35 protein-coding genes are annotated in these 20259 nt (G+C 70.8%); 1 reads left to right on the top strand and 34 read right to left on the bottom strand.

Features of this window, described 5'->3' with window-relative positions; translation table 11 throughout:
- Position 1 precedes the first annotated feature (1 nt).
- The 11 genes from AC27LF_RS28925 to AC27LF_RS28875 form a co-directional block, all read right to left on the bottom strand.
- Positions 2 to 2338 carry a phage portal protein gene (locus AC27LF_RS28925; RefSeq protein WP_479658280.1) on the bottom strand — a complete coding sequence of 779 codons (2337 nt, stop codon included), beginning with the start codon at positions 2336 to 2338 and terminating at the stop codon, positions 2 to 4.
- 8 nt (positions 2339 to 2346) lie between these two features.
- Positions 2347 to 3657: a phage terminase large subunit family protein gene (locus AC27LF_RS28920; RefSeq protein ID WP_479658279.1), complete on the bottom strand. Its 1311-nt coding sequence runs from the start codon at positions 3655 to 3657 to the stop codon at positions 2347 to 2349.
- Positions 3658 to 3699: 42 nt separating this feature from the next.
- Entirely contained in the window at positions 3700 to 3879 is a 180-nt protein-coding gene (locus AC27LF_RS28915; protein ID WP_479658278.1) for a hypothetical protein, read from the bottom strand.
- On the bottom strand, positions 3876 to 4301 hold the full coding sequence (locus AC27LF_RS28910; protein ID WP_479658277.1) for a hypothetical protein: 426 nt from the start codon (positions 4299 to 4301) through the stop codon (positions 3876 to 3878). The genes AC27LF_RS28915 and AC27LF_RS28910 overlap by 4 nt, the downstream gene beginning before the upstream one ends.
- Positions 4302 to 4428: 127 nt before the next feature.
- A complete protein-coding gene (locus AC27LF_RS28905) occupies positions 4429 to 4686 on the bottom strand; it encodes a hypothetical protein (RefSeq protein WP_479658276.1) in 258 nt (85 codons plus the stop codon).
- 30 nt (positions 4687 to 4716) lie between these two features.
- Positions 4717 to 5151: a hypothetical protein gene (locus AC27LF_RS28900; RefSeq protein ID WP_479658275.1), complete on the bottom strand. Its 435-nt coding sequence runs from the start codon at positions 5149 to 5151 to the stop codon at positions 4717 to 4719.
- A 97-nt stretch (positions 5152 to 5248) separates the two neighbouring features.
- Positions 5249 to 5584, bottom strand: a complete 336-nt coding sequence (locus AC27LF_RS28895) for a hypothetical protein (protein ID WP_479658274.1) — start codon at positions 5582 to 5584, stop codon at positions 5249 to 5251.
- A gap of 97 nt (positions 5585 to 5681) precedes the next feature.
- Positions 5682 to 6140, bottom strand: coding sequence for a hypothetical protein (locus AC27LF_RS28890; RefSeq protein ID WP_479658273.1), 459 nt, complete (start codon positions 6138 to 6140; stop codon positions 5682 to 5684).
- Positions 6137 to 6652, bottom strand: coding sequence for a hypothetical protein (locus AC27LF_RS28885; protein ID WP_479658272.1), 516 nt, complete (start codon positions 6650 to 6652; stop codon positions 6137 to 6139). The genes AC27LF_RS28890 and AC27LF_RS28885 overlap by 4 nt, the downstream gene beginning before the upstream one ends.
- A gap of 9 nt (positions 6653 to 6661) precedes the next feature.
- Positions 6662 to 6820 (bottom strand): hypothetical protein, encoded by a 159-nt coding sequence (locus AC27LF_RS28880; protein WP_479658271.1) that lies wholly within the window; start codon positions 6818 to 6820, stop codon positions 6662 to 6664.
- A gap of 6 nt (positions 6821 to 6826) precedes the next feature.
- On the bottom strand, positions 6827 to 7630 hold the full coding sequence (locus AC27LF_RS28875; RefSeq protein WP_479658270.1) for a DUF2637 domain-containing protein: 804 nt from the start codon (positions 7628 to 7630) through the stop codon (positions 6827 to 6829).
- Between the two features lie 183 nt (positions 7631 to 7813).
- Between AC27LF_RS28875 and AC27LF_RS28870 the strand changes: the two genes are divergently transcribed.
- Complete coding sequence (locus tag AC27LF_RS28870) at positions 7814 to 8095, top strand: hypothetical protein (RefSeq protein WP_479658269.1); 282 nt, start codon at positions 7814 to 7816, stop codon at positions 8093 to 8095.
- Positions 8096 to 8156: 61 nt separating this feature from the next.
- On the opposite strand, the gene AC27LF_RS28865 is transcribed toward AC27LF_RS28870, so the two are convergent.
- The 23 genes from AC27LF_RS28865 to AC27LF_RS28755 all read right to left on the bottom strand — a co-directional run bounded on the left by AC27LF_RS28865 (position 8157) and on the right by AC27LF_RS28755 (position 20035).
- A complete protein-coding gene (locus AC27LF_RS28865) occupies positions 8157 to 8627 on the bottom strand; it encodes a hypothetical protein (protein ID WP_479658268.1) in 471 nt (156 codons plus the stop codon).
- A 58-nt stretch (positions 8628 to 8685) separates the two neighbouring features.
- Positions 8686 to 8910, bottom strand: a complete 225-nt coding sequence (locus tag AC27LF_RS28860) for a hypothetical protein (protein ID WP_479658267.1) — start codon at positions 8908 to 8910, stop codon at positions 8686 to 8688.
- Positions 8911 to 8912: 2 nt separating this feature from the next.
- Positions 8913 to 9815: a hypothetical protein gene (locus AC27LF_RS28855; RefSeq protein ID WP_479658266.1), complete on the bottom strand. Its 903-nt coding sequence runs from the start codon at positions 9813 to 9815 to the stop codon at positions 8913 to 8915.
- Positions 9812 to 10147, bottom strand: a complete 336-nt coding sequence (locus tag AC27LF_RS28850; protein ID WP_479658265.1) for a hypothetical protein — start codon at positions 10145 to 10147, stop codon at positions 9812 to 9814. Before AC27LF_RS28850 ends, AC27LF_RS28855 begins: the two co-directional genes overlap by 4 nt.
- Entirely contained in the window at positions 10144 to 10491 is a 348-nt protein-coding gene (locus AC27LF_RS28845) for a hypothetical protein (RefSeq protein WP_479658264.1), read from the bottom strand. The genes AC27LF_RS28850 and AC27LF_RS28845 overlap by 4 nt, the downstream gene beginning before the upstream one ends.
- An 85-nt stretch (positions 10492 to 10576) precedes the next feature.
- A complete protein-coding gene (locus tag AC27LF_RS28840) occupies positions 10577 to 10870 on the bottom strand; it encodes a hypothetical protein (protein WP_479658263.1) in 294 nt (97 codons plus the stop codon).
- A gap of 19 nt (positions 10871 to 10889) precedes the next feature.
- Positions 10890 to 11501, bottom strand: coding sequence for a WhiB family transcriptional regulator (locus AC27LF_RS28835; protein WP_479658262.1), 612 nt, complete (start codon positions 11499 to 11501; stop codon positions 10890 to 10892).
- Between the two features lie 47 nt (positions 11502 to 11548).
- Entirely contained in the window at positions 11549 to 11815 is a 267-nt protein-coding gene (locus AC27LF_RS28830) for a hypothetical protein (protein WP_479658261.1), read from the bottom strand.
- The gene (locus tag AC27LF_RS28825) at positions 11812 to 12651 is read right to left on the bottom strand and encodes a hypothetical protein (RefSeq protein ID WP_479658260.1); all 840 of its coding nucleotides are present in this window, start codon (positions 12649 to 12651) and stop codon (positions 11812 to 11814) included. Before AC27LF_RS28825 ends, AC27LF_RS28830 begins: the two co-directional genes overlap by 4 nt.
- 93 nt (positions 12652 to 12744) lie before the next feature.
- The gene (locus AC27LF_RS28820; protein ID WP_479658259.1) at positions 12745 to 13182 is read right to left on the bottom strand and encodes a hypothetical protein; all 438 of its coding nucleotides are present in this window, start codon (positions 13180 to 13182) and stop codon (positions 12745 to 12747) included.
- A gap of 93 nt (positions 13183 to 13275) precedes the next feature.
- On the bottom strand, positions 13276 to 13521 hold the full coding sequence (locus AC27LF_RS28815) for a hypothetical protein (protein ID WP_479658258.1): 246 nt from the start codon (positions 13519 to 13521) through the stop codon (positions 13276 to 13278).
- Positions 13518 to 13904, bottom strand: coding sequence for a helix-turn-helix domain-containing protein (locus AC27LF_RS28810; protein ID WP_479658257.1), 387 nt, complete (start codon positions 13902 to 13904; stop codon positions 13518 to 13520). Before AC27LF_RS28810 ends, AC27LF_RS28815 begins: the two co-directional genes overlap by 4 nt.
- On the bottom strand, positions 13901 to 14398 hold the full coding sequence (locus tag AC27LF_RS28805; protein ID WP_479658256.1) for a hypothetical protein: 498 nt from the start codon (positions 14396 to 14398) through the stop codon (positions 13901 to 13903). Before AC27LF_RS28805 ends, AC27LF_RS28810 begins: the two co-directional genes overlap by 4 nt.
- The gene (locus AC27LF_RS28800; RefSeq protein ID WP_479658255.1) at positions 14395 to 14670 is read right to left on the bottom strand and encodes a hypothetical protein; all 276 of its coding nucleotides are present in this window, start codon (positions 14668 to 14670) and stop codon (positions 14395 to 14397) included. Before AC27LF_RS28800 ends, AC27LF_RS28805 begins: the two co-directional genes overlap by 4 nt.
- Positions 14667 to 15035, bottom strand: coding sequence for a hypothetical protein (locus tag AC27LF_RS28795; protein ID WP_479658254.1), 369 nt, complete (start codon positions 15033 to 15035; stop codon positions 14667 to 14669). Before AC27LF_RS28795 ends, AC27LF_RS28800 begins: the two co-directional genes overlap by 4 nt.
- Complete coding sequence (locus AC27LF_RS28790; RefSeq protein ID WP_479658253.1) at positions 15032 to 15964, bottom strand: hypothetical protein; 933 nt, start codon at positions 15962 to 15964, stop codon at positions 15032 to 15034. Before AC27LF_RS28790 ends, AC27LF_RS28795 begins: the two co-directional genes overlap by 4 nt.
- Positions 15961 to 16851, bottom strand: coding sequence for a PD-(D/E)XK nuclease-like domain-containing protein (locus tag AC27LF_RS28785; RefSeq protein ID WP_479658252.1), 891 nt, complete (start codon positions 16849 to 16851; stop codon positions 15961 to 15963). The genes AC27LF_RS28790 and AC27LF_RS28785 overlap by 4 nt, the downstream gene beginning before the upstream one ends.
- A complete protein-coding gene (locus tag AC27LF_RS28780; RefSeq protein ID WP_479658251.1) occupies positions 16851 to 17099 on the bottom strand; it encodes a hypothetical protein in 249 nt (82 codons plus the stop codon). The genes AC27LF_RS28785 and AC27LF_RS28780 overlap by 1 nt, the downstream gene beginning before the upstream one ends.
- Positions 17096 to 17824 carry a hypothetical protein gene (locus tag AC27LF_RS28775; RefSeq protein ID WP_479658250.1) on the bottom strand — a complete coding sequence of 243 codons (729 nt, stop codon included), beginning with the start codon at positions 17822 to 17824 and terminating at the stop codon, positions 17096 to 17098. The genes AC27LF_RS28780 and AC27LF_RS28775 overlap by 4 nt, the downstream gene beginning before the upstream one ends.
- A gap of 106 nt (positions 17825 to 17930) precedes the next feature.
- On the bottom strand, positions 17931 to 18974 hold the full coding sequence (locus tag AC27LF_RS28770) for a hypothetical protein (RefSeq protein ID WP_479658249.1): 1044 nt from the start codon (positions 18972 to 18974) through the stop codon (positions 17931 to 17933).
- A complete protein-coding gene (locus tag AC27LF_RS28765) occupies positions 18971 to 19366 on the bottom strand; it encodes a DUF6197 family protein (protein ID WP_479658248.1) in 396 nt (131 codons plus the stop codon). Before AC27LF_RS28765 ends, AC27LF_RS28770 begins: the two co-directional genes overlap by 4 nt.
- A gap of 128 nt (positions 19367 to 19494) precedes the next feature.
- The gene (locus tag AC27LF_RS28760) at positions 19495 to 19737 is read right to left on the bottom strand and encodes a hypothetical protein (RefSeq protein WP_479658247.1); all 243 of its coding nucleotides are present in this window, start codon (positions 19735 to 19737) and stop codon (positions 19495 to 19497) included.
- Complete coding sequence (locus AC27LF_RS28755) at positions 19721 to 20035, bottom strand: XRE family transcriptional regulator (RefSeq protein ID WP_479658246.1); 315 nt, start codon at positions 20033 to 20035, stop codon at positions 19721 to 19723. The genes AC27LF_RS28760 and AC27LF_RS28755 overlap by 17 nt, the downstream gene beginning before the upstream one ends.
- Positions 20036 to 20259: the final 224 nt, after the last annotated feature.

Below are 20259 nucleotides of genomic sequence, written 5' to 3'. Positions count from 1 at the left end.
GTCAGGACTCCTCGGTCTCGAAGGTGAAGGTCAGCGCGCACCGGCACTGGATGGACTGGCTCGCCGGGGCCGTCGGGTCCGCCGGCCACCTGCTCTTGGTGAGGGTGAACCGCTTGTTCATCGCCGCGGTGGTCCCGTTCTCCTGCCGGTGGGTCTCCCGAGTCCGCTGGTCGGCGGTCGCGAGCCACGTCTTCCGCGTGGCGCCGGCATCGAGCGCGGCGAGGAACGACGCCTGGCTGTACCCACCGACGGTCTCTGTGCGGGCGATCATCGTCGCCCGGTAGTCGCTCAGGTTGGCGAACACCCGCTGGATCCGCGCCCGCAGCTCGGGCATGCTCTCGCCCTCGGCGACACCGTGCGCGAGGAGCTGCGAGCGGAGCACCTGTTCCGTGGTCGCCGTGACCTGCCCGGCCAACTCCTCGATCCGGTCGTCCAGGGCGGCGGCCACGGCCGGCTCGTCCAGGTCGAACGAGCCGGTGATGGTGGCCCCGCCGCGGCGCCACACCCGCTCGATGAACGGCCGCAGCACCTCGCCGGTGCGGCGCCGCCAGTATCGCGCGTCGAAGATTTCCCGCACCCGGATGCGCTCTTCCCACCCCTCCGGGCCGGTGGCGACGTCCATGTCGGTCATGCGGGCCGCGGGCACCTGCTCGGGGTCGGGCGGGGTGAGCCGCACCTGGTCGTCACGGGCGAGGGCGCAGGCGTGCGCGCGGGTCTCCTCCAGCCACGCGGAGCTGCGTTCGGGCTTCTTCATCAGCCGGTCGAAGTCCCGCAGCACCCGGTCGCGCTGCTCGCGGGCGAGGGCCTGCACGGCGCGGCGGCCGGCGGGCTCCAGCTCGTCATAAGCGGCGTTTGTCTCGCTGAGGGACGGCGACGACGGGTCGTCGTCGGCACGGGTCAGCTCCGGCCGACGGGGCGTCGGAGGGGCGTCGACCTGCGGTGGGGCCTGCCCGAGCAGCCGGGCAAGGGCAGCCTCTACGGCCCGCTCGACAACGGCCCCGACGTCCGGCGACGACGGCAGCAGACGAGAGAAGTCCGCATCCCACGACCGCGCCTCGTCACCCGACGGGGCGCCCTGCACGGGGGCGAACTGTGCGCGGTACGGGGTGAGCGTGTGCTGGCCGAGCCCGTTCGGGAGCGGGTCCAGGCCGAGTACGGCGCGGGCCTCGTCCACCATGGTGATGTCCGCGTACATTGACGCGCGCGCCCGGTTGGCCACGGAGTCCTGCGAGTCCTGGAGGGCGTCCACCCCGGACAGGTCGAACACGGCGTCCTCGGCGTCCGAGGGCAGCATGCGCAGGTCGATCTCGCTGGACACCATCTCCAGCTTGGGGCGGATCGTGTCCGACCACAGGGTGGCCTTCGCCGCGGTCCGGTTCTCGTACGTCGTCCCGCCGAGCAGGTAGTCCCGGGGCACGCCGAAGGCGAGCATCACCTCGTCCGCGTTGGCCACGCGAGACTCCAGGTACTCCATCTCCTGGGGGGTGAAGGTCAGCCGCTCGAACCCGATCCCCTTGCTCTGTCCGTTCTGCCCACCACCCGGCGCCGATCGGACCAGAAGCGTCTTGCCCGCGTTCTCTGGGCCCTGCATGCTGCCGCGCCACGCGGCCTTCACCGCGGTGAACTCGGTCTCGCCCATGTCGCCGAGGTAGACGACGCCGGTCGGACGGGCCCCGTTCTTGTAGGACTGACGCTGCCACTCGCGGGCGTATGCGTCCATGTCGACTGCGTGCCTCGCGGCCTTCCATGGGGCGAGGCAGCCGAGCGGATCGAACGGGTGCGGGTATCGGAGCCAGAGCATTTCTTCGGGCAGTACAGGGACCTGTGTGCCGTCCGCGCGTCGGATCATGAACCCGACGATGTTCGTCGTCGTCGGCCGCTGCGCGAGCGGCTTGTCCACCACGACGTCGACTTGATCGAAGACGAGGTGAATTTCGGTGGGGTCATCTAGGCCGGTCTCGCCGCGGTCCTGCCACACGAACGCCTGGCCAGCCAACTCGGCCTGCATGAAGGCGAGGTACTTGAGGGCGCGGGCAGACATGAACGTGTTCGGCCGCTTGTTGAACAGGTGCGCGATCGGGTGGTTCTCGATGAACGAGCCGTCCAGGCGGGCGACTTCCAGGGGCACACTGCTCGCGTTGCTGGCGATCGCGTCCACGCACCGGTAGGCGACGGCGCTGTTCGCGAACCCGCGGGCCTCGGCGTCCAGCGCCATGGTGAGGGACTGCTGTCCGCCGATCGACGCCACGGTGATGGGCATGCGGTCGCGCAGGCTGTCCAGGCTGAGCGCGCGTGTCTCGGCGGCTCGGCGTAGCGCCCGGTTCCGGTACTGGCTCAAGGGTCCTCCTATGCGACCGCGGCCGAGTTGCCCGCAGGCGCGAGCATGAGAGCAGTGAGGGCCCACACCATGGCGTCCAGCCGATCCGGGCTGTCCTGCCCTGGCACCCACGTGACCAACTGGGTCTCAAGCTCGGGCAGGCTGTTCACGATGTGCGCGGCGTTCTGCGAGAACACGGCCGCCACCGGCTCGGCCCGGGTCGCCTTCCCGCGGGTCGCGGTCACGGTGTCGTAGTTCACCGTGCGGTCGATCTGCCGCAGCGTCGTACCGATCCAGTCGCCGCCGTTGTTCGTCTCGGCGATCACGACATCGGCCTTCCAGGCGTGGTACGCCTCGGCCGCCTTCCGCATGCACTCCTCGGGGGACATGCGCCCGGACAGGTCGTCGAGGACGTAGGCGTGCTGCCGGACGAACCCGTTGCGGTCCGGGATGTACGCCTGACCGAGGCCAGCCACGATGATGCCCATCTCGTCGGACTCGTCGCCGTCCGTGGCGGCCGGGTCGATGGCGACGACGATGCGCACGAGCGGCGGGGCCGCGCCGACACGCGTCCGGTCGAGGACACCGCGCTTCCACAGGGCGCCCTCGATGTCCTTCAGTAGTTCACCGTCCAGCTCCTGAGCCTCGGTGGCCGTGCCGGCGTGGCGGCGGATCAGCTTGTCCCGCTGCTCCTGCGGCAGGTGGATCGCGTCCCGAGTCCGGCCCTTGGTCACGATGACGTCGGACCGCTCGGTGAGTTCGATGATCTCGGTACGGGGCTTGGGCGTCGTGGAGCCGATGTAGTGCGGATTCGAGCCGATACGCAGACCCATCTCGCTGTGCGTGATGGCGTCCTTCAACCGGCGCTGCGCGGCGACCTCTTCCATCCACACGAGGCACCGGTTACCGCCGGCCCGGAGCCGTTCCACGTCGTCCGGGGTATGCGCGCCGAACAGCTTCGCCTCGGCCCCGGACGGCCACCTCGCGAAGGTACCGCCGGCGGTCGTGCGGAGCACCACACGCGGGTCGTGCGCCTTGAGTCCGGACGGCCCGTTCACGCACGCCTCGACTGCGTCTCCCTGCGTCGGCGCGATGATCGCCATGCGGTGGCCGCCCTTCAGCCGCGGGTCGCAGGGCGGCCCGTTGACGTGGGCGACCATGTAGCGGGCGCAGCCGTCCGTCTTGCCCGTGCCACGGCCGCCGAGCTGGAGCCACCAGCCCAACGTCTCGATCTCGTCCGGCGGGACCTGCCACGGGTACGGCTTCCAGCGGCCCCACCGCTTCGCCCACAGGCGCGCCGCCAACTCGGTTTCCAGCAGCTCAAGTTCGGCCGGGGACATCCCGGCCAATGCTGCATCGAGGTCGGCGGCCTGCACTGGGGGCTACTCCCATTCGTAGTAGGGCGGGATGGTCATGTTCTGGTGCGGCAACCGCTTCTCCAGGTGCCCGGCGAACAGCAGGCACCGGACCTGCGGGTCGCCAGACCACGTGACCGTGCACATCGGCTGTGGCTCGGGGGCCGGGTCCTGCTCGGTCGGCTCTTCGGGGATGGGCTCCGTCATGTCTCCTCCAGCTGCGCCAGTTCGTCAGCGAGGGCTTTGATGCGGGCGGTCATCTCGTCGGTGACGGTGACGTTCGCCTTCACCGGGGCGTAGAGACCGAGCAGCTTCGCTTCGTGGTCCATGGCCTTGACGATCGCCTCGGCGGCCTTGGAGGCGTTCATGCCGCCGGCGAACACCTGCGGCATCAGACCGTCGATCACCTGCTTGCACGTCGCCAGCTGCTCGCCGACGTACGCACCGAAGCTGTCGGAGGCTTCCTGGTGGAGGCGGGCTCGGCCACGCTTCCACGCCTCGTAGGTGTTCTTGATGTCCGCGCCGATCCGCTCGGCGATCTCGCGGAACTCCAGCCGCTCGCGGGTGCGGAGCAGCATCACCTCGTCCTCGCGCTGCCGTGCAATGTCCGCGTTCTTCTTGGTCGCCACTCCGTCACCTCCCTGGCAGGGACGGTACGGATTTCGGGCGTGCTGGGATCTTGGGGGCTGCAATTCGCGCGGACACAGCGAGGCCCCCACCGCACGATTCGGTGGGGGCCTCGGCTCGGGTGCAGGGTCAGGCGCGGGCCGGCTGCTTCAACGCCTCGATGAACTTGGAAGCAGCAGGCCCCGTCTGTGCAAGCAAAGCAGGCGCGTTGGCTGCGAGCTGAAGCATCACCTCATGGAACGGGCGCATCGCGCGGCCGGCCGCTTCCAGAGCGACATGGGCGTCCTGCGCCAGCTTCAGCTGGAACTCGGACGGTGGCAGCACAGGGTGGTGACGGTCGAGCTGGCTCAGGGCCCGCTCACGGTCGGGAAAGCGGCGATAGCTCATAGCTCATCCTCTCGCGGTCCGGCGGCCGTGTCAGCAGGCGTCGTACTTCCAGGCGGCGCCCTCCCGCGCCCACGGCTGCGCCTCCTGGTCGAACTTCGGGATGCCGACGCCGTACGAGACACGAGCGAGGTTGCCGGACACCTGGTCCGCCTTGAACGTCTTCACCTCCTGCGCGCCGTAGTCGGCATGGGCCTGCTTCACGACGGCCGCGTACGCGTCGGCCGTGATCTTCCCTTGGCAGCGCTTCGACAGCGCTGCGTACGCGGCGTCGGCGTCGCCCTTGAAGTACGCCGCGGTGTAGTCCCGCACGGTCAACTCCAGCGCCCCCGTGTCGGCCGGGGTGGGTGACGTGGTGGGCGTTGCGGAGTCGGTCGGGCTGCTGGCTTTGTCGTCGCTTGACGAGCAGGCGGTGAGCGCGAGGAGCGCGGCGGCGGTGGCAAGCGTGATGGTGGCGCGAGTGCGCATGTGTCCCCCCTGGACAGTGCGGTCGGTGGGGGCATAGTGACACAACGGACCAGGCCCGGTGGGACTGTGCTTCGGGGGCAGGGAGATCGGGTGCCGGTCATTGGGCGTCGGGGTAGCTGGCGGGTAGCCAGCTGGTGCGGTACTCGGGGTGTCTGCGAAGGCCGTTGTGGTTGCCTGCCCAGCGTCTCCCGAGTTCCTGGAGGGTGGTGATCGCTCGCCAGCGCAGCAGGTGCTGGTCGGCGGTGTGCGGGCTGGTGAGGTCGACGCGGGCCTGGTCAACGATCAGGCGGTGTCCAAGGGCCTCGCGTGCGCCCGGTGAGTCCTCGGGGAGCGCGGCGAGGTCTTCGCCGTATCGGGCGTCAAGGAATTCGGCGAGCGCCAGGGCGTCGGCGAGCTGCGTGCTGGTGATCGGGGTTTTCGGCGGGTTCGTCATGGGGTCATCCTCTTGTGTCAGTGCCCGCAATGGGGCTTGGTCCACCAGCCGCACTCGGCGCAGTACTCGTAGCCGAGGGCGGCGGTCAGGCGACGGATCATCGGTCGCACACCTCCTCCCGCTGCCTCGCGGAGAAGGCGCGCTCGATGCGGCCTTGCAGCGGCAGGCGCCTCCCGCTCGGAGCTTCGGTCGGCTGTTGCGACTCGGAGCCGTCCGCCTCCTCGGGAGCGTCCGGGTCGGTGACGTACTCGACTTCCGGGAAGATCAAGTACCCCTCCCCCACCGTCTTGCGGACTTCACGCGCACGCCCGGTCTCACGTGCGTAAACCTCGCCGGAAGGGGGCTCAGGCTCGGGCGGGGGAGTGGCGGACGAATCGGACATGCGGCGGCGGGCCGACCGCCACAGCGCCATGCCCCCGGCGACGACGACCAGGAGCACGCCGGCCGCCTCGTCCACCGCGAACGCCACACCGACCACGGCTCCGCCGAGGACGACCAGGACGCACGCCCCAGCCGCCTGGGACGGCTCCTCCTCGGCCGCCTCCTTCCGGCTCATCCGATCCGCCCGAAGGTGTTGTCTCCGAGCCAGTTCGCGGCGAGCGCGAGCGGCACGGCAGCGAACCCCGCCACGCCCGCGCTGGTCCCGAGGGTGATGCCGCACCAGGCGCCACGCTTCAGCAGAGCGCTCTCGTGATCGTTGCCCTTCCTGACGGCCGCGATGAACCCGGCGGTGAGGATGAGCACCACGCAGTTGCCAGGACCGGACAGTGGGATGAACGTCGCGCGGGCGGCGAGCTGGCCCGGCTGCTCGCCCACCCCCCACAACAGGGCGGCGTCCCCGAGCCAGTTCGAGATGCCCAGGACTGTGCTGGAGACGAGGCCGATGAGCCCGGCGACACCAAGGGTGGTCAGCGCGCCGTAGCACCAGGACAGCAGCCAGGGCAGCAGCTTGGCGGCGTGCTTGACCGGGTCCTTCAGCAACTGCTTGCGGCCGGGCCACCACTGGATGACGTCCCAGACGAGGATGCAGATTCCGACGGTCACGCCGCCGTAGGTGACGTAGTTCAAGGTGGGTCCTCAGCGGAGGATGGCCACGGCGAGCGCGGCACAGGTGAGCACGAAAGCTGCCGTCCCGGTGATCGGGGGGACGGCGCGGAAGTCGACCAGGGCGAGCACGATGAGCCCGCCGAGCATGGCCAGCGCGAAGAACACACCGAACAGGGCGGTGAGGAGCATGGGTGGTCACCCGGCCCGGTGCAGCGGCGATGGCCGGGTGGGCAGCGCGGCCAGCTGGGGCTCGTGCTTCTCGATCTCGGCGCGCAGGACCCCACGGAGGGTGGACGCGCCCGGGGCGGTGAGGTTCGCTGCCTCCAGCGCGGCCCGCATCTCGCCGGTGGTGGGCCGGTACCCGTCGTCGTACAGCGGGCGGATGACGGCGCAGCGGGGGTCGCTGTACCGGATCGTCAGTCGCTCGGGTCGCTGCTCGTCGGCCGCGGGCTTCTCGGTGGCCGGCGGGAGCGCGGGGGCGTGCTCGGGCATCGGGGGCGCGGCTGGCTGCTGGGCACGCTCGACGGTGACGACGGGCGGGGCCTGCGTCGTCTCGGCCGGCCGTCGGGCGAACCAGACGTGCAACTGCCGCATGAGCGCGCCGAACGCGAACAGGGCGGCCACCGGCGGGACCGCGGCCACGACGTATTGAAGGGCGGGGGCGTCCGCGCCGACGCCGGCCACGTTCAGGCTGATCGAGCCGAGTGCGCCGACTGCGGTGAGGCAGATGGCCCAGGGGTCGACGGTGCGCAGGTACGAGGCGCGCAGGATCAGTAGTTCGCCTGCGAGGTAGAAGAGGTCGAGGACGGCCGGCCATGCCCACGCGCGGGCGGGGTCCATGCCGAGGCCGTTGCCGGCGGCGACGTCGTGTAGGTGGTGGTACGACAGCCAGAAGGCGATGCCGGTGATCGCGGTGATGATGGCGGCGGCGCCGACGGCGAGGCCGAGTCCGCTCGTAGCCGTGGGTGGTGGGGTGTGCGTAGGCTGCTGGTCAGCCATGGGAGGTCACGTCTCCTGTGGTCAGCCCCCGGTTGCCGCCGGGGGCGTCTTCGTTTGTGGGGCGTCGTCGGGCGTCGTCGGTCCGTCCGGGGCTTGGTGTCGGATAGCCGACACGCACGGTTGAGGGTAGCCGACACGGCGACGGGTGTGCAGACCTACGCTCCGATGGGGAGGTGACGGGGCATGGCCGAGGAGACGGACGAGGCGCGCACCGAGGCGGATCGGGTGCTCGCTGCGGTGCGGGATGCGCTACGCCTGCTGGAGGCGATCCCGGACGCTGCGGTGCGGGCGCGGGCGGCCGGCCTGGTGCTGCGGGAGTGGCCGGGTGAGCGGACGTTGCCGAAGGAGATCCGGCAGCAGGCGGTCAACACCCTGCACCAGGCGGGCATGGACTTCCCGGAGATCGGTGAGGCGATCGGTACGGACCGGTCGCGGGCGTGGCGGATCTGGAAGGGCATGAGCTGACGACGACGCCCCGTCACCAACCGTCGTCGTGACGGGGTGACGGGGCGTCTGCCTGCGTCGATCAGGCTTGGGCTCCCTCGGCGCCCACCCACCCGTCTACGGCGTGCTGCGCCACCTCGTGGCCGGACCACACCGGGCCCTCGGCCGTCGGCGCCGGACGACCGGCCAGCAGCTCCCGCGCAACGCTGACGACCACCGCCGGGTCGGCCCACCTCGGCAGCGCGGGCAGGAACTCGGGGTCACGCTGGAGGTGGCCGTTCTCCTTCCGCGGGGCCCACTGCCACTGCTCGGCCGGATGGTCCCACGTCAGGGCGATGCCGTGCCGGTGTGCGTCGGTGTTGAGCGCGGGGTGGCTGCCTTCCCAGACGATGACGGCGGTCAGCATGCAGGCGACGCCGGACAGGCCGTCGTCGCGGTATCGGTCCAGGTCGCCGTCTTCGGTCCATGCCTCGTCGGGTTCGAGGCCGGCGGCGGCGAGGGCATCGCAGACGTTCTGGATGTAGAGGTCGTGGGGCAGGGTGCGTTGGGTCACGGTCGATTCCCCTCGGTGGTGGTTGGTCGGGACGGTAGGGCGCAGCACTGACAGCCGGTCACGTCTCCGTGGCGGGCTGCTCGGTGACCGTGGTGATCCGCTCCATGAGCCGGTGCTCCCAGTTCGGTTGCATCTCGCGTCGGCCGGCAAGCTTCTCCAGGGCGGTGGCCTTGTTCTCCCACGAGAAGATGAGGCCGCTCTGTTGCCACGGTTGACTTTTGGCTGGGCGGGACTGGATGAAGTAGCTGACGCGGCGGGTGTGGGTGGCTGGCTGTTCGGGCATGGTCACTCCCCTGTGGTGGGCTGCTCGGGGCCGTCGAGGGCGGCGAGGATGACGGGCATGATCGAGTCGGCGAGGTCGCCGCGCCTCATGTCGGGGCGGTAGTCGGCGCGTTCGAGGGCTTCGGCGATGGGGTCGCGCAGGGTGCGCACGCGCTCGATGGCGGCCTGCGCCTGCTCCAGCTCGGCGCGCGCCTCGGCGACCTGCTGCCACCATGGCCGCTCGACGTCGTGCTGCACGACGCTGCGCCACCGGTCCACGGTGTCCGTACGCACCCACGAGGTACGCACGCAGGGCGCGCCTGGGTGGCCATGCTCGGTGAAGTGGCGCAGAACCTCGGCGAGGACGGCGGCGTGTTGGTCGCGGTCGCGTTCGATCTCCTCGGCCTTGCCCTTCCACGTCTCCCGGCCCGTGATGAGCTGTTGCGCCCGTGCTCGTAGTGCCATGGCCTCGTGGTCGTTGAGCACGCCGCGAGCGGCACGGTCGACGAGGACGAGCAGGACGTTGCTCCGGCCCGCGTCGGTGATGAACGCGCAGTCGCGAGTGGTGCCGTCGCAGGCGCCCGCGATGTGGGTCAGGCACGCGTCCTCGTCGGCGGCCGGGGCCGCGCGCAGCGGTTCGTCGAACGTCGGGTACACCGCCACGGCGTCGGGCCAGCTGTGGCCGAGGTCGTCGGTGTGGTTGGTGACGGTGAGGTGCCCGGCGGCGCGGATGCATTCGCCCGGCGGGTAGTTGGGCCCGCGGTAGGCCGCGCTGCACGTCGTCGCGGGCGTCGTCGCGTCGTCGACGGCGCGGTCCTCGTACGTGACGACGGGCGTCGTGAGGGCGTCGGCGATGCGTCGGACCTGCGTCGTCAACTGCTCGGCGGCGCGGACGACGGCCCGCGCGTCGGTGCTGGGCTGGCTCACCGCTGTGCCGCCCTGCTGTCGATGTCGGCGATCCAGGCGGCGCAGACGGCGGCGACCTGCACCAGCTCGGCGCGCAGCTTGGCGTGGTCCCGCTCGGCGTTGGCCTCGGCGACCTCCTCGGCGAGGATGTCGGCCCATGTGCCGTAGCCGGAGGCGAACGCGTCCTGGCACCAGCGGCGGGCCCGGTCGGCGTCGTCCTGCTGGCTCTTGTTGCCGGTGCCGTCGGGGTGGTGTTGGTCGCCGAACTTGGCGAGTTGGCGCTGGCGTTCGGCGTCGATCTCCTCGGCGAACTGGCGGACGCCGGGCGTGGTGAACAGGGTGGGGTAGCTCATGTGGTGCTGTCCCTTCGGGTGCAGTGCTCGGGGTCGTGCTGCGCGCCGGCGGTTGCCCACCAGGTCTCGCAGCAGGCGGCGGTGAGGGCGATGGCCACGGCGTCATCGATGGCGGGCCGGGTGTCGGGTGGGCGTGCGGCGCGTTCGAGGCGCAGTAGGGCGGCGCGCAGCTCGTCGCGGTGGTAGGCGTGGTGGACGATGCCGAGGGCGAACAGCACCGTGCAGGCGGTCAGGAGCGCCGTGTAGGCGGGCCGGTCGTGCTGCTGGCTGGTGACGGCGAGCCGCAGCGTCACGAGCGAGGCGGCGAGGTAGAGCAGGCACAGGATGCTGGTGGCGCGCTTCAAGGCTTCCTCCAGGGCGTGTGGGACCAGTGGGCGAGGGGCAGGCCGGCGGTGGTGACGACGAGGAGCACGTAGGCGACGACGGCGGTCACGGGCGGGCCTCGTCGTCGGGTCGTTGCTCGAACTCCTGGAGGGCGTGTTGCATCGCGGCCTCGTCCAGCTCGGTCGGCATGTGGACGGTGACGGGTGGCTGGAGTCGGTCCATTACGACGGCGCCGAGGCGGGCGCGCAGCATGCCCTCGTAGTCGGCGCGTTGGTCCGGATCGCTGCTGATGGCCTGCCAGTACCGGACTGGGAGGGCTGCTTGGTAGGCGTACTGGACGCCGTTGACGGTGGTTTCGGCCCGCAGGATGACGGGGGCGGTGGGTTCAGGCTTGCTCATGGTCACTCCACGTGGTGAGTCAGCTGGCGATGGGCAGGGGCTGTGCGCCCGCTGGAGCGCCCGACGTGATCTCGGTGGGCTTCCGGACGCCCCGACCGCTACGCGCCCGCTGTGGGCTCTTCCGGCCGCGCGCACGATCCGCTGCCGACCGCTTCGCCTGCGCCCCCTTGCACCCGTCGCACGCGGGCTCCCCCAGCACGCGGTGCAGGTGGTAGCCGCGCGAGGAACCGCCGGCCGCGTGCTCGACGGCCAGCCGCGCCCGCCGATCGGCTTCAACGTGCGCGTCGTGCGCCGCGGTGCACTCGGCGCACGGCTGCTCCCGGTACCCGAAGTGCGCCCGATACGCAGCCTCCGAGCCGCAGACGAGCCGCAGTCGCCCGTGCTCGTCGAACCGCCACGGCCGGCCGTCACGGAAGCTGCGCCGGTCCGCGGCCGTGGTACCGCCCCACACACCGTGCGCCTGCCGGGTCTCGATGGCGTACGCCGCGCACGGGGTCCGCAGGGGGCAGGTCTGGCACTGGCGTACGGCGGCGGCGCGTTCGCGGGCCTGGTCGCTGAAGAACGGCTCGGGGTCGAGGCGGCAGGGCAGGCCGGGGGTGCGGATCATCAGGTCGTGCAGGGTGCTGGGCATGGGTACCCCCGGGGGTTGGTCGTGGGGCGGTTGGTCTGCGGTGCTGGTCAGGCTCGGCTCGGCTTGCGGTCGGCGAGCCAGCGGCGGCCGGCCTCGGTGATGCGCACGGGGTCGCTCCAGCCGTCGCCGACGTTGATCAGGCCGAAGCGGTCGAGCAGGTGGAAGCTGCGGGCGTTGACGGCGTAGGTGCTCCCCTCCATGCGCCAGCGGCCGTAGGGGGCTGACTCGAACTGGACTCCGCTACCGAGGTCTTCGCGGGCGAGGGCGCGGAGCAGCTTCAGCGGGCCGGGCGAGAGGGTGTCGGGCGTGGTCATGCGCTGTGCCTTCCGTGGTGGGCGAGTGCGGGTTCGCAGCGGGCGTGGACGGTGCGGTCGGGGCGCTGGGGGTCGGGCATGATCCGGCGGTTGCAGCCGGGGCAGATGCGCCACGTGGTGGGGTCGTCGGGGTTGGGTTCGTGGGACTCGTTCTGATCACCGGAGCGCCCAACCACCTGAGGTTTGAAAGAGACCTCAGCCCCGTCTTGGGAACCCCATGGGTAACCCCCTGGGGTGTTCGGGGGGCGGTCCCCCGAACCGTTCAGGGGGCGGTCCCCCGAACTCATTCGGGGGGCGGTCCCCCGTTCTTCCTCGGCCGTACCGTCGGTAAGTTCGGGGGGCGGTCCCCCGTTCTCTGATCCTTCGAGTTCGGGGGACCGCCCCCCGTTCTCCTCGGCCCACGGAGCCGTCTTCCGCTCGGCCTCCCGCTTCTGCCGAGCCTCCTCACGAGACGCCTTGACGGCTTCGAGATAGGCCACTGCGGCGGGCCAGTCCGGGGCAGGCGCGAGGACGATGGCGTACAGCGCGGTACGGCCCCGGCGGCGTTCACCCCGAACGACAACAACACCGGCCCGTACAGCGGCTTCCAGCCGGTCGCGAGCGTCTTTCTCGTCGGCGCCGGCCGCCTTCGCGATGTCCTGGATCCGGATGGGCTTGCCGTCGCTGAAGCGGAGTTCACCGGCGGCGTTGGACATGGCACGCAGGGCGTAGAGCAGCGTGAGCAGGCCGGGTTTCAGGGCCCGCGGCATGCTGCGGGCCCACCGCCACGCGAGCGCGTTGCCGAAGGCGTTCGGCACGCTGCCCGGGGTGCGGGCGTCCTGCTCGTCTGTGCTCAACTCACTGCTTCTCTCGTGATGTTGCGGAACCGATCCGGCAAGATCCGGTCGGCCCGGGGCGCCCGCTGTACGGCCGCCCCGGACAGTGGGCGGCTAGCGGACGAACTCGGCCCGGCGGCGCTCTTCCTTGGCGCGCTGGTGGGCCTCGTACTCGCCCTCGGTCGGGTAGCTCCCGAACCGCTCGGCAAGCACGTCCTCGGCGCTCTGCGGGCCCGGACCGGCCTCGTCGAACGTCCCCTCCATCTGGCGGCGCCTCCACATGGCGCGCTTCGCCTCGGCGAGGGACACGGCCTCCTCGTCGTCCTTCGCGACTTCGCACTCGGTGACGCGGAACTTCACGTGCGGCGCCTTGTCCTCGCCGTCGGCGTGGCCGGTGTACGAGGTTGAGGTGAGGGCGACGATCGCGTACATGACGGTGCCCGGCTTCTCGAACGCGCCGCGCTTCTGGTCGCGGGTCAGGGCGACGTCGATGAAGCCGGCCGCCGAGTCGAGTTTGGCTTCGGGTGTCTGGTGGGCGGGCAGCTTGGGCATGTGCTGTGCCTTTCTGGATCGGTGGTGCTGGGCTGGGTCCCGGGCCCGCCGTGGGGGTCGGCGGGCCCGGGGAACGCGGCCGTCGGGTGGTGGTCAGTGGAGGCGCCCACGCGCTCGGTAGGCCGCGGCTGCTTCGGCGGCCTGGATCGCGAGCGCGTCTTCTGCGCAGACCTTGTGCGCCGGCTTCCGCTTCGAGTCGCGCAGGTGGGTCGGGAACCCGCAGTAGCGGCACGGGAGTTCGCGGCTGGACCAGTGCAGGTCTCGGTCGCTCCAGTCGAGGAGCATCCCCGGTACGTACTCGGGCTCAGGCGGGGCGCGGCGGCTACGGCGGGAGGTCATGTCGACCCCTGGTCTTCAGCGCGCCACCGGCTGACGGTGCGCCGCGCGATCCCCAGCCTGCCTGCGATCTCCCGTGTGCTGTGGCCGGCGACCGTCATGCGATAGCAGGCGAGCCGGGCTTCCGCGCGGCTCAGCACGGGGTAGGGACGGAGGCCGTGAACGACGCGCTGCACGGCTTCCTCGTCGATCTCGCTGTGGCGGGGACGGCGAACGCGCGGCCGGTACGGGCGGGCCGGGTTGGCGAAACGTTCCAGTCGGGCCGCGGCGCGTCGCCAGCTGCGGGCCTGGCCGCGATGGAGCTCGACATCCGCTGCGGCGCGCAGCAGCCTGGCGAAGCGGCGCGCCGTGTCGATGCTGGCGAGGGAGACAGTGACCTCGATCACCGGTCCACCGCCTCGTAGCCGAGCGGGTCTTCACCTGGCTCTAGGCCACGGACAACGAGGACGATCTGACCGCCCTTCCGCTTCTCCCCGAGCCGCATGTCCGGACCGATGACCCGCATGTGGTCGTCGTCTTCGAGGACTCCGGCGTCCACGATCCCGTCGACGGCGGCCTTGAAGCTGGGGTACCAGTTGGCCGGGTCGCGGCGGCCATCGGTGGGCGGGTGCAGCACGCCGAGGATGTGCGCACGCTGGAAGAGGGCGCCGGGCTTGGCTGCTGCGAGCGCGTCCATGAGGGCGGGGCACTCGCTGACGGCTTCCCTGGCGGCGGCGCGCAGCTCCTTCGTGACCTCGTGCCGGACGCGGTGGTGCGGGCGCTGGTTCGCGTTCAGCAGGCGCAGGCCGGCGGGCAGGGGGATGACGAAGGGTGCGGGCCGGGCCCCGGCCGCCGTGGTGGCGGCCGGACGCTCCGGGTCGAACAGGGTCGGCGTGGTCACTCGGCACCGCCCGCGGTTGGGGTGCTGGTGAGCGGGTCGTGCAGGGTGCGTGTGCGGCACGTCCAGCAGACGCGGCCCCCGGTACGCAGGAAGGCGTGCAACGTGGTCCGCTCCTCGGCCGGGCAGTACGCGAGATCGTTGACCACCGCCTCGGTGGGCCGCATGAGGATGGCCAGGGGAACGGTCTCCTCGGCACGACGCGGCTGGCGGGTGGCGCTGCGGTGGCCGTTGCCGGGCTGGACGACCTGACGGAGGCGGGCGAGCAGGTTCACAGCAACGCCTCCCGTTCTGTCGCGCGCGCAAGGTCGTCTGCCTCGGTGTAGTCCGCCTTGAGGTCGATCCCGGCGCGCTCCAACTCGAAGGCGAGATCGGAGAGGGAGTAGTCGTCGCCGCGCTGATTGGCGACGACCAACCGGGCGATGGTTGAGCGCAGCGCGGCGCGGTCGGTCTCCGCGTTCAGGAGTCGCGCGACGATCGGCGGGATTGCCAGTAGCGCGTGCCGCGCGTTCCAGTCGTCGGCACGGTTCGCGATGCGCGCTGCCTTCACGGCGTCGGCGACCAGTTCCAGGGCGGCCGGGGTGGCGGCGCCGAGTACGGAGCGGAGTCCGGTGAGTTCCGCGCGGGTCATCGGTTTCATGCGCCCGTCCCTGATCCGGGCTGCCGGGTCGACGGCCACGGCCGGGCACCCTCGGCGGGCGCCTGCTCCTCGCCGGGGGCCTGCTGCTGGCCGGCCTGCTCCTCGTGCTGCTGCTGGATCTCGCCGAAGGTCACGCGCTGCTGCGGAAACTCCTCGTCCACGGTCGTCTCGCCACGGCGGATGGACTCGAAGATGATGTGCAGCTGGCCGAGGTCGAGGTTCGTCCACTTCCCGGATGCACGGCCCGCGCGGTTCTCCTCCAACTGCTCGACCGTGACGCCGATGCCCTCGAACGCGGTAATGGCCTCGGCCGCGCGCTGCGCGATCGGCTTGTCGCCCTGCCCGTTCTCCACGGTGTGGTTGGCGATGGCCTTCGCCTGCTCCCGGAACCAGTCGGGGAGCACACTGAAGATCATCTCCCGGAGCCTGCGGGCGCCGTTGTTCGAGTTGTTCTCGTAGACGTCCCGCGGGTCCTCCAGCCGCGTGCCGCCGCTGTCCTTCGACCAGCGGGTGTGCGGCACGATGAACGTCGTGCTCGCGCGTTCGTTGGTCTCCAGGTCCCACGCCCACGCCTGCATCTCGGACTCGCCGGCGGCGTCGTCGCGGCGCAGTTCGTGGACGCCGTAGTGGATGTTCGTCCAGCAGCGGGCGAGTTCCTTGGCGAACTGGATCGTCTCGCCGGACACGTTCGAGGTGCCTCGGCGGAAGCGGAAGAACGAGCGGACGGCGAGGTTGTGCTGTGCGAAGGCCGTCTGCATCTTCTTGATGGCGAGGGCTTCGACGCGGGGGAACTGGCGGGCGACGATGACGGCGGCCTGGACCTCGGCGACCGCGCGGGACTGCTCAACTGCGGTGCCCTGCCCGATGAACGACGGCGCCGGGGCGGCCGGGGCCGCGAACTGGTGGTCGGCGGTAGCGGGGTAGTTCACAGGTACTCCAAGGTGTCTCGGGTCTCGGCCCAACCGGGCAGGGCGAGCGGCACCACGTCGTCGCTGTAGCCGGGCCAGTAGCCAGTGCGGGTGCACTCGGCGAAGACTTCGAGGGCGCGCCGGTTGCGGGCGGCGCCGATGCGGCGGGACGTCGCGTTCACCTCGATGACGGTGATCACGTACGGGGCCTGCTTCTCCTGGCAGACGAAGACGAACGCGGCCGTGTCGTCGGCGATGCCGAGGGCGTGGCAGGCGGACCGGTACCAGTCGTCTTGCTGGTGGTAGCCGTACTCGTCGATCGCCTTCTGCAACGCCTCGGGGTTCGCCGAGCGGCACGTCTTGTAGTCGGCGATGATCAGTCGTCCGGACCGCGGGTTGGGCAACCAGTCGAGGCGGGCCCGCCGCATGACGCCGGTCTTGTCGTCGCGCCAGAACAGGGACTGCTCGGGGGTGCCGTGCTCGGGGTCGAACAGCAGGCTCGCGACGGGGTGTCGGCGCAGGGCGTCGGCCATGTCGTGGACCTGCTGGTACTCGGAGGGCTTCAGCGGGATGTTCCCGGCCTCGCGTACCTCCTTGACCTCGGCCTTGACGGCGTTGGTCCGCCACTCCTCGGCGTCGATCTTCACGAGCTTCGGGCCCTGCCCGAGCACGAGCTTGTGGGCGGCGTTGCCGATGTCGAAGACCTTCTTCGGCGGCTGCGGGTGGTCCTGCTCGTACCGGAAGTGCGCGGGCGAGGACGGCGCGAGCAGCTTCCGGGCGCCGCTGGAAGAGAGGGCGTACCGGTGGGAGTGGTACTCCTCGTTCGTCATCGGGTGGATGCCTGGCTCGGTGATGGGGTCCGGGCCGGCGGCCGGGGCGAGTGCCCCGGCCTGCACGACAGTCGTCATCAGGCGTCGCCACCCCTCCGGGGCGGCTTGACCCCCGCGACGCGGTACCACTCGCTGAACTCGGCCGAGCCCATGCCGGACTCGGAACCGTCCACGGGCGCCTGCATGGCGGTGGCCGCTGCGAGGGCGAGCGTTGCGTGCACCTGCGCGGCGGCGAGGATGGCGGCCACGTCCGTGCCTTCCTGGTGGCCGTCGCGGACCTCGCGGAGCAGCTGCTCCGCGCGGGTGTAGTGCTCGGGGCCGGTCATGAGCGGCCGTCCTTCCTGATAGTTGGGGTGTAGTAGGTGCGAGGGGTGCCGTCGCCGTGGCGGTCGAGGTGGCCGTCACGGTGCAGATCGGCCAGGTAGCGGCGGGCGGCCATGCGGAGGACATGCGTGCCGAGGAGTCGGCGCCAGGTGCGCCTGATGCGGCTGGTCGTCCACTCGCCGCCCTCTGTCTGGATCGCCTCCAGCAGGGACTTCCGGGTGCCGCGCCGTGGGTGGGCAGGGCTGGGGTCGCTGCCGAGCCGATAGAAGCGGCGCCCGCAGTGCTCGTCGGGTACGAGGTATGCGCGCCGGGTCAGCTCGATCAGGTCGCGGCGAGCGGCGCCCCGCTGGACGGGGCCGCCGGTCGCGCGCCGGATCTGCTGGACGCTGGATGAGGACCACTTGCCGCCGTGGGTGCGGATGGTGTCGAGCAGCTGCGCGAGGCGGTGTTCGCGGGCGGTGAGCTTGTCGGGAGTGGCATCGGCCGCCGGGCGGCTGCTCTTCTCCCCTGCCGTCTTGCGCAACTGCTCGGCGAACCCGCGGGCGGAGCAGGAGTCGCAGCCGCCGCACGTGCACTCCGGGTCGGCCATGGCGTGCACCAGGTCGGCGGCCACCTGCAGCTGCTCGGCGTCGTGCTGCGCGAGCAGGTCTCGGGCGATGGCAGCGGGCTCGGCGCTGTCGACGTAGTACGCCCTCAGCGCGTGCTCGATCACCTTGCGGACGCTCATCGGCGGCCTCGCTTCCAGCGAGCCAGCAGCGACGGCGCATCGACCGCGCAGTACACCAGGAAGACGGCCCAGACGATCGCGGCCCAGAGGAGCCCTTCCAGGAAGCTCATTCGTCGGCCCCCTCGTCGTACTCGGAGGCCAGCTCCAGCGCGGTGACGATGTAGCCGGTGACGGACTCCTCGTTCTGCCCGGCGGTGACCACCAGCTCGGCAACGCGGTCCTCGTCGTCCTCGATCCAGTCGAAGACGAGCGTGGTCCCCGCGGGCCAGGAGCGGCGCTCCATCGCCTCGCAGTGCGCGCGGGCAGCAGCCTCGGTGCCGTAGTGGCGGAGGGTGATCCCGGAGTCTGGGTGCTCGGCGCGGTAGACGGTCAGTGGCTGGTCCTCGCTGAGGGCCTGCGTCGGCGCGATCCGCCGTGTGATCCCATCCACCGGAACCAGCGCGGCCACCGTCGGGCACGGCCACGGCTCGGCGTCGTGCTGGCAGTGCTCCGAATCCGGGAACTTCACGTGCACGGCGCGCGCCGCCTCGATCTGCGCCTTCAGCCGCTCGATCTCAGCGTCCCGCGCGATCACGTGCTCGTGGAGGGTCTGCTCCCGCTGCTCCTCGGCACCCGCAGGCAGGGCCGCACGGAACGAACGCAGCATCTCCTCAACCTGAGCAAGCGCACCGTCCGCCGGGTCCGTGTCGGCGGCCATGCCGAGCGCGATCAGGAAGTTGTCGACGGACTTGGCGTCGAGCAGTCGGGCCCAGGCCAGCGGCGACGCCTTCGACTCAGCAACCCGAGCCCGCAGTTCCTCGTTCTCCTTCAGCAGCTTCCGCGCCACCGGATGCTGACGAGCCTGATCCGCCTCCCACGCCGCATACATCGCGTCGTGGTTCGCGTCATTCCGCAACCACTCCACGACCGCAGCCCGCGCAGCGGCCGACGTCGGGTCCGACACCGTGCCGCTCCGCACGTAGTGCTCCTGCGCGGCGTCCACGACGCTCGGCCACGGCTCGCTTTTCGAGAAGCCGAAGTGGTGCTCAGGCAGCATCCACGACGCACGCGCCACCTCGGGGATCTGCACGTACACCTGCACCTGCTTCTCGCGCGGGTGCAGCAGGTCGTATGAGTCGAGAGTGACGCGGACGATGATCGAATCCGTCATGCCGCGACCTCGTTCACGTCCGCAGCCGCCTCCAGCACCGCAACAGCCGACTCCGTGGTCCGGGACTCCAAGTCCCCCCACGCGTCCACGTGTGCTTCCAGGTCGAAGATCCCGCCGAACAGCGGGCCCTCACCGTCGACCTCCAGCCGCAGCGCCAGCACGCTGATCGCCTCGTCCGCGAGCAGCGACGTTCGGTGCGGGTCGCCGGTCGTCGCGCACTTCAGCGCGGCCACGATCGACATCGGCCGCAGGAAGTGCGGCACGTACACCTCGCGGTCGAAAGCGTCGGGCACGTGGTCGCCCTTGTGCAGGCCGTTCGTCGCGAGGATGCGGGCCGCCTCGCGGAACACGGCGGGCACGGTCAACGGCCGGGCGATTGGGGCCTCACCCAACGGGAGGACTCTCGGGGTCTGCGATGATGTGGCCATTCGGCCCTCTCTTTCGGATCTTGTAGGGGCGCCGGTCGGGGGCTGCTCGGGCCGGGAAGTCGGAGCGGCCCTTCGGCGCGTTCAGGGGTGGATCAGGCGGTGGCGAGCTGGTCGTGCTCAGCCATCCACGCCTCGACCGCAGGCAACTCGAAGCGGCGCACTTCCTTCTGCTGCTGGCCGGTCGTCCTCAGCCGCTTGACCGGCATCCCGTCCTTGATCCACTGGAGAACGGTCCAGTCGGAGACGCCGTAGTACGTCTCCAGTTCGCGCTGGGTCAGGAGCGGGAGAAGGCCGGCGGGGAGGGCTTCGACGCGCCGGTCACTCTTCTTCGGCATCGAACCTTGACCTTTCTACTGTCGAAGTTGAAGCTGTTGGCATGGCGAAGAGGTCCTGGAGGGGTGCGTTCGTCTCCTCGTGCAGCGCCTCAGCGACGAACCAGGCCGTTTTCAGCTCGCACTTCTCGCGTGCGGTCTTGCCCTGCCCCGCAAGACGGCCGACGGTTGCCGCGCTGACGCCCTTCCCGGTCGGGTCCACTCGCCGCGTCGCTTCCGCGAGCTGGGGGATGGAGAGGCCGGCGCGCGCCATGGCGTCTCGGATGGGTCTGCCGTCGTTCTTGCGGCGCAGTTTGGGCATGGATGGACCTCGTGCCGTGGTGACTAGATCGCCCCAGGTGAGGCGTTACGACATTTCTACTGTTGAAGTAGAGGTCACGTCAAGGGTCATGCCGAGCCGTTCCGAGACCCGCCGAGACTCGGGGGCTAGGTGCGATCTTCGAACGTGTGTTCTATCCTGGCATATGACATGCACGACGGCGCGTAGTGGGGAGACCGCGCGCCGCTAAGTTCTTGCCATGCCTT

It is taken from the genome of Streptomyces diversicolor (assembly GCF_057537855.1).
This window is presented reverse-complemented; position numbering and strand designations above follow the sequence as displayed.